General features: G+C 48.2%; 17 protein-coding genes. All 17 read right to left on the bottom strand.

The features are described 5' to 3' along the window. Positions 1–41 precede the first annotated feature (41 nt). A complete protein-coding gene (locus tag JSQ97_RS06260; protein ID WP_205075273.1) occupies positions 42–1043 on the bottom strand; it encodes a biotin--[acetyl-CoA-carboxylase] ligase in 1002 nt (333 codons plus the stop codon). Further along, positions 1040–1687 (bottom strand): P-II family nitrogen regulator, encoded by a 648-nt coding sequence (locus tag JSQ97_RS06255; RefSeq protein ID WP_205075272.1) that lies wholly within the window; start codon positions 1685–1687, stop codon positions 1040–1042. Before JSQ97_RS06255 ends, JSQ97_RS06260 begins: the two co-directional genes overlap by 4 nt. Then, positions 1684–3183, bottom strand: coding sequence for a DUF1538 domain-containing protein (locus JSQ97_RS06250; protein WP_205075271.1), 1500 nt, complete (start codon positions 3181–3183; stop codon positions 1684–1686). Before JSQ97_RS06250 ends, JSQ97_RS06255 begins: the two co-directional genes overlap by 4 nt. A gap of 23 nt (positions 3184–3206) precedes the next feature. Next, positions 3207–3929 carry a 5'-methylthioadenosine/adenosylhomocysteine nucleosidase gene (locus JSQ97_RS06245; protein ID WP_205075270.1) on the bottom strand — a complete coding sequence of 241 codons (723 nt, stop codon included), beginning with the start codon at positions 3927–3929 and terminating at the stop codon, positions 3207–3209. A 12-nt stretch (positions 3930–3941) separates the two neighbouring features. Further along, positions 3942–4343 carry a hypothetical protein gene (locus JSQ97_RS06240; protein WP_205075269.1) on the bottom strand — a complete coding sequence of 134 codons (402 nt, stop codon included), beginning with the start codon at positions 4341–4343 and terminating at the stop codon, positions 3942–3944. Beyond that, positions 4333–4884 (bottom strand): signal peptidase II, encoded by a 552-nt coding sequence (gene lspA / locus JSQ97_RS06235; RefSeq protein WP_205075268.1) that lies wholly within the window; start codon positions 4882–4884, stop codon positions 4333–4335. The genes JSQ97_RS06240 and lspA overlap by 11 nt, the downstream gene beginning before the upstream one ends. 100 nt (positions 4885–4984) lie before the next feature. Then, complete coding sequence (locus tag JSQ97_RS06230; protein ID WP_205075267.1) at positions 4985–5899, bottom strand: restriction endonuclease; 915 nt, start codon at positions 5897–5899, stop codon at positions 4985–4987. A gap of 289 nt (positions 5900–6188) precedes the next feature. Then, positions 6189–7163 (bottom strand): peptidylprolyl isomerase, encoded by a 975-nt coding sequence (locus tag JSQ97_RS06225; protein ID WP_205075266.1) that lies wholly within the window; start codon positions 7161–7163, stop codon positions 6189–6191. 138 nt (positions 7164–7301) lie between these two features. Next, the gene (gene jag, locus JSQ97_RS06220) at positions 7302–8003 is read right to left on the bottom strand and encodes an RNA-binding cell elongation regulator Jag/EloR (protein ID WP_021495493.1); all 702 of its coding nucleotides are present in this window, start codon (positions 8001–8003) and stop codon (positions 7302–7304) included. A 91-nt stretch (positions 8004–8094) separates the two neighbouring features. Then, entirely contained in the window at positions 8095–9876 is a 1782-nt protein-coding gene (gene yidC / locus JSQ97_RS06215; protein ID WP_205075265.1) for a membrane protein insertase YidC, read from the bottom strand. A gap of 92 nt (positions 9877–9968) precedes the next feature. Continuing rightward, the gene (gene yidD, locus JSQ97_RS06210; RefSeq protein WP_205075264.1) at positions 9969–10190 is read right to left on the bottom strand and encodes a membrane protein insertion efficiency factor YidD; all 222 of its coding nucleotides are present in this window, start codon (positions 10188–10190) and stop codon (positions 9969–9971) included. Beyond that, positions 10187–10549 carry a ribonuclease P protein component gene (rnpA, locus tag JSQ97_RS06205; protein ID WP_205075263.1) on the bottom strand — a complete coding sequence of 121 codons (363 nt, stop codon included), beginning with the start codon at positions 10547–10549 and terminating at the stop codon, positions 10187–10189. Before rnpA ends, yidD begins: the two co-directional genes overlap by 4 nt. Positions 10550–10571: 22 nt before the next feature. Further along, a complete protein-coding gene (gene rpmH / locus JSQ97_RS06200; protein ID WP_016521223.1) occupies positions 10572–10727 on the bottom strand; it encodes a 50S ribosomal protein L34 in 156 nt (51 codons plus the stop codon). Positions 10728–11120: 393 nt separating this feature from the next. Continuing rightward, on the bottom strand, positions 11121–11867 hold the full coding sequence (locus JSQ97_RS06195) for an alpha/beta fold hydrolase (protein ID WP_205075262.1): 747 nt from the start codon (positions 11865–11867) through the stop codon (positions 11121–11123). A 140-nt stretch (positions 11868–12007) separates the two neighbouring features. Continuing rightward, positions 12008–12391 (bottom strand): PIN domain-containing protein, encoded by a 384-nt coding sequence (locus tag JSQ97_RS06190; protein WP_205075261.1) that lies wholly within the window; start codon positions 12389–12391, stop codon positions 12008–12010. Between the two features lies 1 nt (position 12392). Then, complete coding sequence (locus JSQ97_RS06185; RefSeq protein ID WP_187385176.1) at positions 12393–12587, bottom strand: type II toxin-antitoxin system VapB family antitoxin; 195 nt, start codon at positions 12585–12587, stop codon at positions 12393–12395. 224 nt (positions 12588–12811) lie between these two features. Next, the coding region (locus JSQ97_RS06180; protein WP_205075260.1) for an ABC transporter ATP-binding protein at positions 12812–14010 on the bottom strand (1199 nt) is incomplete at its 5' end.

The raw sequence follows: 14010 nt of genomic DNA, 5'->3' as shown, positions 1-14010 counted from the left end.
CCGCTCGATTCGATCTTAAAATCATAGAAGTGCATCCCTGGTCAGTGCGAATGAAGCGTTACCTCTCCGCTGTCGAGAAAGCGCGTTTTCCCGTCTCCGGTTTTTACGATCAGTTTCGCGTCCTCGCCGACGTCCAACACTTCCGCTTCGTACGATTCCGCTCCGCCTACAACCGGGTGTACGGTCACCGTTTTTCCCGTCAGCATCGAACGCTCTCGATATTCTTCCATCGCGCGGACAAAACCTTTTTTGCCGGAATCGTAAATCGAAAGCACGTCGTTCACGATCGCCGCTGCAAGTGCGCTTCGTTTCGTATCCGCGTCTTTGTCTTCGAGCACGGAAGTCGCAACGTCTGCGATGTCGCGCGGAAAATTTTGCGGCGTGATATTTACACCGATGCCGACGACTGCGCACGATATGCCGCCGCGCTCAAAATCGGTAAGACCTTCGGTGAGGATGCCCGAAACTTTTTTGCCGCGCATAAAAATATCGTTTACCCATTTGATCTTTGCATCGGCTTCGTAAACCGAAAGGAGTGCGCGGCATACGCCGACTGCCGCCGTCGCGGTCAGGAGCGCAGGCGATTCGATTTTTTCCTTCGGCGCATAGATGATCGAAAGATACAAACCCGAACCGTCCGGCGAATAAAATGCACGTCCGAGTCTCCCGCGGCCGGCCGTTTGAGAAGACGCGACGATAACGGTGTGATCGAGGGAGCGCACGTCGGAAGTTTCCGCCAGACGCCGCTTCGCTTCGGTATTCGTCGAATCGATTTTTTGATAGACGTAAACGCGCGCGCCGAGCGCCTCATCGATAAGCGAAGCGACCGCTTTTTCCGAAAGGAGACCGCCCGCTCCCGTAAGACGATAACCTCTGTTCGTCACGGCTTCGATCCGTGTCCCCTGCAAACGCAGCTGCTTTACCGCTTTCCACACTGCCTGCCGGGAGACGCCCGAGCGTTCGGCAAGCGCTTCGCCTGAAATAAAACCGTCTGCCGTCTCGGGCTTTGAAAGCGCACTCAGTACGGCATCGGCGGTTTTCATGATTTTTTCCCGAGGATGGTAAAGTCGCCGACCGGAGTGCAAAACGCGATGCCGCTTCCGGGCTCGGCAAGGCAGGGCAGCGTGCGGACGGCTTCGAAAACACCGTCGAGCTTTTCGGCATCGATAATGATGAATATCATCTCCTTTTCGGGGATGATTTCCATACCGAAAAATTTCGCATCTCCCGGAGTCGCCGTTCCCCGCGCATTGATGACCGTGCCGCCGCCGGCTCCCGCTTTCCGCGCCGCTGCCATAATATCGTCCGCATAACCTTTATTTGCAATTACGGTGATCATCTGATGTGTCGTCTTTTGAACCATATAATCGTCGCCTCCCGAAACCTTTCCGGTTTTTAATAATTTCGCCGCATCGGCCGTAACGAGCACGCCGAATTTTTTCTTTTTCGTTTCCGATGCGGCGGCAATCGCACCGACAATATCGGATTTTTTTTCTGCGGGAACGAGTATGTATACGATGTCTTTGGGCATATCGCCGAGAGCCAACGCATGCAGCACGCCGCTCGCCGTCGTACCGCGCCCCATCATAACAGTTCCGCCGCCCGCGCCCGCACTTACCGCAGTCTTTGTGATAAACTCGCCTTCGTCGTGCGGAACGATACAGATTATTAAATTGTATACTGTCATTTTTCTCCTCTCTTCTTTTTATGATGGAATACGAGGCCGAGCACTTGGATCGCGATAAGCGGCGTCATGGCGATAAGTGCAATAACGCCGAACGCATCGGAGCTGCCGCCGGCCGCCTGTGATGCGCCGAGTGCGAACGAAAGTACAAAGGTCGAACTTATGGGTCCCGACGCGACGCCGCCGGAATCGAAAGCGATACCGGTAAAGAGCTTCGGACAAAAGAGCATCAATATAAGAGCCGTCGCATAGCCGGGTACGAGGATGTACATGATGTTGAATCCGGTAAGAGCCCGTACCATCGCAAGCCCTATCGCGATCGCAGCTCCGGCCGACAAAAAGACGAGGAGCGCTTTTCGTTTTATCGTACCGCCGGAAATCGATTCGACCTGATCGGTGAGTACCCATACGGCGGGTTCTGCGCATACGACGACTGCACCGATAAGGAGCCCCGTGCCGATAAGGAGTGCCGTCCACAGTCCGCCGCTTTGAGCTGCACGCATGCCGAGCAATTCCCCGAGTCTCCGGCCGGCCGTCATAAAACCGCCGTTGACGCCGATGAGAAAGATAACGAGTCCGATATAGCTGTAGATAAAACCCGCGATCATACGCGCGACTCGACGCGGCGGCAGGCGGAGCAAAAAAATCTGAAACACGACAAAGAGAGTGACGACGGGAAGAAGCGAAAGAGCCGCTTCCTGTACGATATGAGGCAATACTGCGGCAAATGCGCCGAGCCCTTGCACCGCTTCTCCGCTCGCTCCCGCTGCAGCCGTTTCGGAAACGGTACTGGCGTGATGAGAAAGCACCAAACCGTAGAGCAGCACCGCCATGATCGGTCCGACGGAAGCCATACCCGTGAGTCCGAAATTATCGCTTTGAGAATCGCTCGATCCCCCTTTCGAATTCATGCGCGCGGATGAAACGCCGATACCGAGCGCCATGATAAAGGGCACCGTCATCGGTCCCGTCGTAGCTCCGCCCGAATCGAAGGCGATACCGATAAAGCTTTGCGGAGCTGCAAACGCCATTATAAAGATAACGACGTATGAAATCGCGAGGATTATTTTCAGCGACAAGTGCATGACAGTGCGCAAGAGTCCGAACATGATGTACAGCCCGACGCCCCCCGCTATCATAAAGATAAAAAGCGTTTTGTTTACGAGAGGGAAAACGCTCCGCACCTGATCGGCGAGCACTTGGATATCGGGTTCCGACGCGGTGACGAGAAAACCGATGAGAAATGACGCGCCGAGCAAGAGCGGAAGATTCCGCCGCTTTGTCAGCTCCGAACCGCCCTGCTCTCCGAGCGGAAGGATACCGACGTCGACGCCGAGCAAAAAGATCGTCAGCCCCGTGATAAGCAGAATGCCGCCGGCGAAAAATCGCAAAAGCAGATCGCTTCCGAGAGGAGCTGCAGTGACGCCGAGTATGAGCACGATGGCCATAACGGGAAGCACGGAAGATGCCGTCTCTTTAAATTTTGCCAAAAGGTTCATAGATGCTTAAGTACACACTCCGATTATAATAATTTCATCATTTCAATAACGATGGCAGCGCTCTCTTCGGCGGCCGCTTTTTCGTTGAATGCGATCGCTTCTCCGCCGTTGTCGTCGGCGGCATCCGACATGGCGCGGATGATCACAAAGGGCACATCGTTCACATAGCAAGTATGCGCGATTGCGGCGCCCTCCATTTCGATACACGCGGGATCGCACAGTTCCTTTATGCGTCTCTTCGTTTTTCCGCTCGCGATAAACTGATCACCGGATGCGACCCGTCCCTTTAACAACCTATGTTTTTTTGCCGCATCGGTTTTTGCAAACGCTTTTTCGGCAGCCGTTATTAATTCTTTATCCGCAGGAAAGCGGTACGTATCCATTTGCGGTATTTCGCAGGGTTTGTAGCCGAAGCGCGTCGCGTCGACATCGTGATACATCGCATCCGTTGAAACGACGATGTCTAAGACGCCGAGAGATGAAGAAGCCGCTCCGGCGATACCGGTATTTACGATATGCGTTACGCCGAATTCCGATATGAGGCACTCGGCGCAGAGAGCCGCGTTTACTTTGCCGACACCGCTTTTTACGACGACCGCGCGGACACCCGAAAGCATGCCGTCGTAAAACGAAAGATGTGCTGATTTTATTAATTCTGCATCGCCTGTTCCGTCTTCTCCGGTCATGGAAGATGCAAGCGTCCGCACTTCGACTTCCATGGCTCCGATAATGCCGATCTTTTTCATAGATACCCCGATTTAATAATCAACGTGCTTTTTATGCCGCGCTTTGCGGGGACGGTAATAATCGCCGAGCCCTTTTTGCAGTTTATCGTACAGATTCAATCTATCGATAATCGCATACATGATCTTTTTATGCAGGATAAAGCCGAAAATCATCCCGCCGATAAATACGAGCGGAGAAGCGATTTGAATCGGGAGCGCGGATTCCAAGTGTAAAATGCGATAGCACAGGACGGCGGCGAGGATGTACAGCGCCGTCATCAGAGCAAGCATCAGGATGATTTGAACGATGCAGCTTGCGATCGTAAAAAGGATCGTATTGCGCTTTATCTCGTTTTTTTTAATAATCGCTTCGCGCCGCTTTTTTTCCGCTTCGAGTTCCATGCGGTCGATATCCGAATAATTATTATCTTCCATTTTGACTTTCCCTGTTTTCCGCACCGGCCGTTTTCATAAACGAAACGATGAGCACGGCGCAGCAGACGACGATCGATGCGTCGGCGATGTTGAACGTCGGCCACCGCTCAAGCGAAAACAATCCGGGCACTGCGATGTTCGGGATATCGACGTCGATAAAGTCGACGACGCCTTCGGATCTCGCAAATCGGTCGATGAGATTTCCGAGCCCGCCGCCGACGATGCCGCAGATCGCCCACCGCTGCAACTTCGTAAACGTATTGTTTCTGAAGTAGACGGAGAACACGACGCCTATGACGATGAGCGGAAGGATCGCAAACAAAAAACGCCTCGCCGTATCGGGCAAGCTGTCACCGACGCTGAACGCGACGCCCGTATTCGATACGTGTACGATGCGCAGTATGCCGTCGAAAAAGGACGAGCCGATCGTAAACGGCGGTATCGTTTTGACGACTATATATTTTGTGATTTGGTCGGCGGCAACGACGACGAGCGTCAGCACGAGCGGCCACAGTCTTTCCGCCTTCGTTCGATTATCCATAATAGTGTAAGTATATCGATAAAATACACGATCGGCTACAGGGCAGTGTTAGGGTTAGGGTGTCATGGTAACGACATGAATTGGCAGGTTGAATCGTTTGTCACGTTTCTTCAAAATAGTCATTATCAATGCCTTTAATAACGTAAGAATCTTTCACAGAGATACCGACATTATGTTCGATCATTAGTCCGGCCAATTTTTCCCCGTCTATTAAGATGATTTTAGGTTCAATACTATTTACAAATTCATATGCACTTTTTGGGAAATCAGACGTCGTAATAAAAACTCCTTTTCGAGCTTTTTTACTTAGTAAGCTTCCAGCAAAATCTCTTATTTCTTTTATAGGAACTGTTTTTTCCCATCGTTTGGCTTGAATATATATGGAATCTAATCCCAACTTATCTTCATTTATTATACCGTCAATGCCACCGTCCCCAGTTCTTCCAATGGCAGCTCCCGCTTCTTTTCTGGAACCGCCATAACCCATTGTTATTAGTAAATCCACAACAAGTCTTTCAAAGAATTGGGCAGAACATGATTTAATTGTTGATAATAATTCAACTACAAGTCCATTAAATATTAGGTTATATGCAGAATCAATAATTTCTTCAGGTGACTTTACTGTATCTTCAATAGCAATATCTTGATTTTGCTGCGTGTTATTTGATTCTTTTGCTTTATGAAAACTTTTAAATTCATCTATGCTTTTCAAATCAGCGACTTTGATTTGATCTGGATGTTGCAATAAAAATTGTTTACCTTGTTCGGTGATCTGAAGAAAACCGCGTCGCTTAGAACTAATTAGTCCCGCTTTCTTTAAATATGTGTTTGCCCATCCCAATCGATTGTCAAAAAGGTACGCGCGTTGACTTGGAATTTTTACTTGTAATTCTTCATCGGTTAGTTCAAATTTATTTATTAATGATTTTTTTACGTCTTTTAAATCATGTTCACTACCATCTTCTATTGAAACTAATAGTGGTCGCATAAATGTCTGAAAATCTGGAATAGGCATTTATATTTCCTCCGACTGCTGTCCAAGATAAAATAGGGTATCTCGAATAACTCACTTTCGGCGATTTTTTCGAGATTTCGACAAGTTGTAACTCGCTGTATTATCGCGCGTTACAACATGACCTTTTCAAATTTCATACTGTTATATTATTATATCGACCGTCTTTTTACAACTGCGACATAATACTCTGGGAAATGAATCTCTTATATAAATAATGATTAACAAGGCGATAAAAAAACGCCGCGCTTGAAAACACGGCGTTTTAATAATTAACAAATTTTATTTACCTTTACTGCAGCGTAATATCGAATGCGATATACGCATTTTCGGGGATGACGCCGGGGTAGCCGCGCTCGCCGTACGCCAAATCGGGCGGAATGACGATCGTGCGACTTTCGCCTTTTTTCATATCCTGCACCATCGCGTCGAAACCGGGAATCATCTGTCCCGCGGCGGTCGTAAAGGAAAGCGGCGCCCTGCCTTCCGACGAATCGAATACGCGGCCGTCTATGAGATAGCCTTTGTAATCGACGGAAACTTTTTTGCCCCTTCCCGTTTTTTCGCCGCTGCCGGCTTTCTTTATTTTATAATAAATGCCGTCGGCGTTTTTTTTGAAATGCGTAAAATTCTTTTCGATCGTTTTGATTTGATCGGCGAACGCGGCTTCTTTTCGAGCGGCGGCCGCTTTCAGCGCATCGGCGGATAATTTATTAAAATCGCTTTGCGATGCGGTAAATTTTTTCGCGTCTTCGCCGTTCCGTACGATCGTAATTTTTTTGATAACATCGCCCTGTTTTGTCTTATTGACGATGTCCTGTCCTTCGAGCACTTTACCGAAAATCGTGTGCTTGCCGGTGAGCCACGGCGTCGGAACGATCGTGATAAAAAATTGACTGCCGTTCGTATTCGCTCCGGAATTCGCCATGGCGAGGAGGCCGCCTGAAGTAAATGCGTATTTGTCGACGATTTCATCGGGAAACGAATAGCCCGGGCCGCCGGTGCCGTTTCCACGCGGGTCGCCGCCTTGGATCATAAAATCCTGATCGTCGCCGTTTCCCTTGCTGATGACGCGGTGAAAAGTGAGTCCGTCGTAAAAGGGTTTGCCTTTCGCCGCATCGAGCGTGCCTTCGGCAAGCCCGACGAAATTCACGACGGTAAGCGGCGTATCCTTGTAATACAGCTCAAGCACGATGTTTCCGCGCGTCGTTTCCATGACGGCGAATACTCCGTCTTTTCCTTGAATCGATTTTATGCTTTTTTCCATAGGATCGCATCCTCCGTACATAATCGTAACACAGCACACTGCAAACGATAATAACAATTTACGCATAGGCATTTTCACCTTATCAAAAATTAATAAAATTTCAAACCGCTTCGATCGCACCGCGTGCGGCGGGATACGTCAACGGACGCCCTTATAGAGAACGCGCACTTGCTTGTACAGACCGTCGCCTTCCGATTTCGTGTCGATATCGGGGATGTCGTTGAGCGTCGTGTGAATGAGGCGGCGTTCGAACGGATTCATCGGTTCGAGCAAAATCGAATTGTGCGTCTGATGCACTTTGTCCGCAGTCGTGTACGCAAGACGCACGAGCGATTCTTCGCGGCGGATGCGGTAATTTTCCGAATCGAGGATGATGCGCACGTCTTCGTGGCCGAGCCGGCCGGCGTAGATATTTGCCAAAAGCTGGAGCGCATCGAGGTTTTTTCCCTTCCGCCCGATAAGGATCGACGAATTCTGCGAATTCATTTTTATGCCGATTTTCTTCGCTTCGCGAAATACGATTTCCGTTTTTACGTCGTAGCCCATCTTTTCGATAATCGTGTCGACGAACTCAAGCAGCTTTTTTTCGAACTCATCCTGCGGCAGCGGATCGGCGACGATCCTCGCAGGCGTTTCATACATTCTGTTGTCGTTCCCCGCGTGCGACGCATCGGGAGAATCGACCGGATTGACGCGGATCTTTACATAGCCTTTTTTGAACAGCGAATTTTTTTGCGTTTCAAGGATCTCCACGTCGAACTGATCGCGTTCGAGACCGAGTTCGCTCGCGGCTTTTTCGATCGCTTCTTTTTCGGTTTTTCCTTCATACTCGTATATCATAACGTACCTCTTGCTTTTTCCGAACGGCGGTTAAAACTTCCGAAAGTACAATTTTCGAAAGCCGCCGATCAGCCGATTAATAAAATACGGCTCAGCGTTTTTTGCCTTTTTTGACAATTTTAAATTGTCCGGTTTGCGCGGCGATCTCCGCTTTTTTTTGCCGCATGAATTTGTTGATTATCAGCTGCTGCCCCATCTGGATGATATTGCTCACCGTCCAATACAAAAGCAGTCCGGACGGCGCATTGTAGAACAGGAAAAAGAAAATAAGGGGCATACCGTACATCATAAATTTCATCTGTCCCGCACTCGAACCGGCTCCGGCCGCAGTGCCGCCGACCATCGTGATTTTACCGTACAAAAGCTGGGATGCGAGATAGATAATCGGCAGGATACGGATCGAATTGCCCAAAAACGAACCGATAAACGGTATGTCGCGTTTGAACGCATATACGCTGTCGCCGGTCGAAAGATCGGGAATCCATCCGGGAATAAACGACGCACCGCGGAATTCGAAATAATTGTTAAACAGATCGTACATCGCAAAAATTATTAAAAATTGGAAGAGCATCGGAAGACAGCCGCTCATCGGATTGTAGCCGTTGTCTTTGTAAAGTTTTGCAGTTTCCGCCTGTAATTTTTGAGGATTGTCTTTGTACTTCGTCTGCAGCTCAGTTATTTTCGGCTGGAGCGCCTGCATTTTGAGCGTGCCGAGCGATTGCTGTCTTGTCAGCGGGAACATCGCAAGTTTTAATAAAATCGTCATGATGATGATCGCGACGCCCCAGTTGTGAACGACTTTGTACAGCATTTCGAGAACCCATTTGAGAATCTTTTCAAGCCAGCCGAGCCAGCCGTAGCCCTGCAGCGATTCGTCGAGTTTTACATTTTCAAGCTGCCAGCCGTTCGCCTGCGCCGTATTGTAGAGACGCAAATCGGTTTCGTTGCGCGGCCCGAAATAAACGTAATACGTATCGGCCATATCGGTGCCGGAAAAAGGCTTGCGCGTAAAAAAAGCTTGCGCGTTCGCATAGTCGCCGACTTCCGTGCGCGAAGAATAATACGCTTCGCCCGTCATCGTCTCCGGTTTTTCGGGAATGAAAAGTTCTTCGAAATATTTTCCGGCAATGCCTGCCCATACGTAATCGCGTTTATACGGTTTAAACTGTTTCGTACCGACCTGCACGTATTTTTTTTTGTTGCCGTCGAACGTGATAAACATGCGCGAATCGTAGCGGTTCATGCGCGGGTTATAGTGCGGCCCGACTTGCGGCGCCGTGCGGATCGTGTAAGCGGCGTTGTTCGTGTTGAGTGAAACGGTGCCCTCGTCGCTGTGCATCAAAACCTCAAGTTTGAACATATATTCGCCGGGGATAAACGTATAGCGCTTGCCGAAGGTGTAGCCGTTATAGCGCTTCGTAAAAAGTACGGTATTCGCATCCGGCTGTTCGACGCTGAACAGATCGTTTATCATCGCGCCGTTCGAATCTCCGAATGAAACGGCGCACGCGCGGTTGAACGCGGAAATATTGTCCGCCATTTCAACGCCTTTGTTCGTATCGGTATCGACGTGATTCAGTAATTCGTAGCCGATGATATCGCCGCCCCTATTCGTAAAAACAGCTTTGATTTTATCCGTCACGATCGTAAGACTCTGCTCGGAAACGGCTTCTTCGGCATCGGACGAAGCGATAAGCACGGGCGCCGCGCCTTGCGAATTTCCCGGAAGGGCATCTGCAGAAATTGCCGCCGGCTGTTCCGTGTTTGCCGAAACGTTTTGTCGCTGCGGCGCAAATACGGTAGCCTGCAAAACCATAAAGGTGCCGATCACGACCGTCGACAACGCGATAGCCCAAACAGTATTTTTATCCATGGTAAATCTCCATCAGTTTTAACATTATTAATTTAAAAAGCACCCGTACATGGACGGCATTTTAAAATCAGTATATTACGCGATGCCGCGTTTTAAGGAACGGGATCGTAGCCGCCGGCATGAAACGGATGACAACGAACGATTCTTTTTATTGCGAAAAAAAGACCCTTGCCCGGACCGTATTTTCTGATCGCTTCGATCGCATACTGCGAACACGTCGGAGTGTATCTGCAGCACGACGGAAACAACGGAGAAATACAGACTTGATAGGCGCGGATGCAAAGACAGAAAAATTTCGTAAGGAATTGTTTCATTCCGCAATCAATCCCGCTTTTTTACACAATAATCGAAATTGCGCACATCGGGCGTCGAACGAATCACACCCGGGATACAATAGAAAGAGCATATCGTATCCGATATTCAACTGTGCTTTTAATAAACGATAGACTTCACGGCTGTATCTTTTCGATAAGTTTCTCTGCACCGCGTTACCGTATCCGCGTGACAAAGGAAATCCGACGCGATTTACGCGCAATCCATTTTTTGCATAAAACAGCTTTGCGCCCGGAATACCCGTTCGCTTTCCGTTTTTAAAAAGCGCTTTAAAAGAGGCGGATTTTTTTATACGTTCTGAACGTTTAAATCCGCTCTTCTTTTTCAAAGCGGCTTCCATCGGCAGCTTCCGTCCCTAAAAATCAATACTTCTTTTTTTCGTCCGCGACCGACAGCTTTTTGCGTCCCTTCGCGCGGCGGCGTGCGAGAACTTTGCGGCCGCCTTTTGTCGCCATGCGCGCTCTGAATCCGAATTTTCTGTTGCGTTTAACTTTGCTGGGCTGATATGTCCGTAACATAGAACATGCTCCTTATATAATCAACCTGATATCACTATCGAGGTCATAAGATGTCGAAATAAGTACTCAAATATATCATTATTTTTTATACTTGGTCAAGGCGCGGAAAACGTGTAACGTAAGAATAAAACGCGGCAAGTATATCGCGTGCGGACAGACGCTCGCAATACGATACGGCTTACGCCGCCGTGGAGCCGTGCCGAAGGCAGCGACCGGAGCGGAGCGAGGACGCCGCGCGTGAGCAAGCGGCGGAAGGGCGGATGGCAAAAAGGTTTCGTCCCGGTAAAAAAACCGATGAAACCGCTTCATATATGACGCGGGATTTAAATTGTTAATTTGTAAATTGTATGCTCGTTTGAACCGATATCATCGCATTATCGATCATCAATTTATTCAAACCTTCCGCTTCATGCGCTCTTCAAGTATCGCAAGGTATGCTTTTTTTCCCGCTGCCATATACTGACAGTGCCCGTACCCTTTATGCAGTGCGATATGCACAAAAGGGTAGCGGCGCAAAATCGTCTTTGCTTGCCGTGCATCTATTTCTTTACTGCCGAATTCAAAATACATACGCTGCTGCACATCTTTCGGATACGGATAAAAATCGAAGCGGCTGCATGCCGCTATGATATTTCGCAGGCTTTTTTCACCCATGCTTTCAAACGTGCTTCCCATTACTTCGCCCGCTTCACCGAACAATGCGGTCATTTTCTTTTGAGCAAACCCCTTACATTTTCGCGCCTTTTTCCATTTGCTTAAAAAGACGGCGGTATACACAAAGCGCAAAAAGCGGGCATTTTTGTATACCGGCGCACCGTCCAAAACAATGCATTTCCAGTGTATGTCGTCATCCTTCAACAGTTCCAGCACAATCCGCGCTCCCAGGGAAATGCCGAGCGTCAATGCAATATCCGTATAGCCCTTTTCTTTCAGATAGCAAAGGATTTGCGCAGCTTCGTTTTCGGCGGAAACAAACTCACTCGAAGACGCTTGCCCGTGAGCCGACAAATCCGGCGCAATAATACAGTACCGATCGCTCAGCGGTGCAAACAGCTTTGCCGCAAAGGCACCGGTCAGCAACATCGGGTGCAAAACCAGTATTTTTTCCGCCTCAATGTTTCCGTATTCGTGTATAACCATACCGCCTGTTCTCCCGCAGAATAATAATGTTTACCACGTGTTGAACCGTGCGCCGCTTTTTAAACCTTCCACTCGATGCCTTTTCGGAAATTTTCCCACATACTTGCGTACAAGCCCTTCCGTTCGAGCAGCTCGGCGACTTATTCTCGCGTAAATATTTTAAGAGCAAACAAATCGCGCATAAGTCCGAAATGTTTGTCAAACGAAAATAAAAAGAGATTATTGTTGATCGCATTTTGAGCGATTATTAAATCGGGAATACCGACTTTGTTTATACCGTGCAACAGGTTTCGGGTCTGCATATCGATAATCTCGTCCCAATCTATTTCAAGTTCTATTCGTTTAATCGCAAGCAAGAGCCGTTTCAACTCATATTCTTTTTTCAGATTAATAAAAGGAAGCAATTCGGCAAGCACGAGATTATTGATACAAAGCGTATTATTATGTATCAACTCTTTGAGCACGACAGAGCGCGCAGAGCCTCTAAAATATTCTATCCAGACGGAAGTATCGACCAGTACCATTTTATGACCTTTTTCTCAGCGTTTTTAAGTCGATATTCAAATCAAGTTTTCCGTAATAGTCTTTCAGTTTTTGAACTTTTTCTTTTTGTATCAAATTTTCAAGCGCTTGTGTTATGACCTCCGTTTTTGTCGTAATTTTTGTCAATGTCATCGCTTCTTCAAGCAAGGTATCGGACAGATCAAGCGTTGTTCTCATATATATCCCCCGTGTGCATATTATACCACAAAATCATATGCATAATCAATATTATTTATGCATACCGGATCCTGCAAACCGTTTCATCGCGCGTTCAGCCGCGACCGTTTATTTTGTTTCATGACGACCGCCTTATACAGGATGATTATAACACATCGGTATAAAGCTTTCAGTCATTACCGATTCCGATTATCCTCTAATTATCCATTATAAATTATTAATTATTAAACCTTCCACTCGATGCCTTTTCGAAAGTTTTCCCACATACCGGCATAAAGACCTTTGCGTTCGAGCAGCTCGGCATGCGTTCCCGTTTCGGCAAGATTGCCCTCATCGATGACACAGATCGTATCGGCGTTGACGACCGACGAAAGGCGGTGAGCGATCATAATGACGGTTTTGTCTTTGAGCAGCACGTCGAATGTTTTTTTGATTTTGTATTCATTTTCGGCGTCGGCAAAGGCGGTCGCTTCGTCAAGTACGATGACGGGAGCGTCCTGCAAAAGCGCGCGGGCAATGGCAAGCCGCTGCGCTTCTCCGCCTGAAACGTATGTGCCTTTGGTACCGTACACGGTGTCTATACCGGCAGGCAGTTTTTCGATGATATCCATGCACTCGGCTTTGCGGAGGGCTTCCGTCACTTCTTCGCGGCTCGCATCTTTTTTGCCGTAGCGGATATTTTCAAAAATGCTTTCTTTAAAAAGCTTATTTTCTTGGAACACAAAGCCGACGGTGTGCAAAAGATCGCTTGTTTTAATATCGCGGATATCGACGCCGCCGATACTGATTGAACCCGAATCAATTTCCCAAAAGCGGCCGAGCAAATTGACGAGTGTCGTTTTGCCGCCGCCTGAGGGACCGACGAGCGCGGTAAGTGAATGTTCGGGGATGTACAAACTGATGCCGTTCACAGCGGGGCGATCGGCGGTTTGCGGCATTTTATCGCTGCCGGGGTTTGTGTTCCCCGTGTCCGTTTCCGCAGCTCCTGCCGTTTCCGTTTTATAAGAAAACACCACGTCCTTAAATTCTATATCGTATTTTTCGGGCAGCACGGACTTTTCGGGTTCTTCGGTCAGCGACGCCTGCAAAATATCTTCAATACGGTTGAGCGCATCGTTCGACCGTTGATGAAAGGTATTTGAGTACATGATTTTTATCAGCATGGTGTAAGTAACCGGTGCAAAGGCTAGGTAAAATACAAAGCTGTAAAAAAAACGCGCATCGAGCGTCGCACTTCCGGCTATCAAAAGAGCGGCAGGCAGCAGAAATAAAAAGCCCGCTTTAATGAGCGCGAGAAAAATCGAATACCCGTTTTCCCACGATATCGAATATTTGTGCACGAACTCTTTGTAGTTCATAATCGATGTATAAAAATTTTTAAAATAATACACGGACTGATTAAAGGTTTTAATAACCGAAATAC

Origin of the sequence: Treponema sp. Marseille-Q4523, from assembly GCF_016901105.1 — a bacterium.
Taxonomy (GTDB): Bacteria; Spirochaetota; Spirochaetia; order Treponematales; family Treponemataceae; genus Treponema_D.
This window is presented reverse-complemented; position numbering and strand designations above follow the sequence as displayed.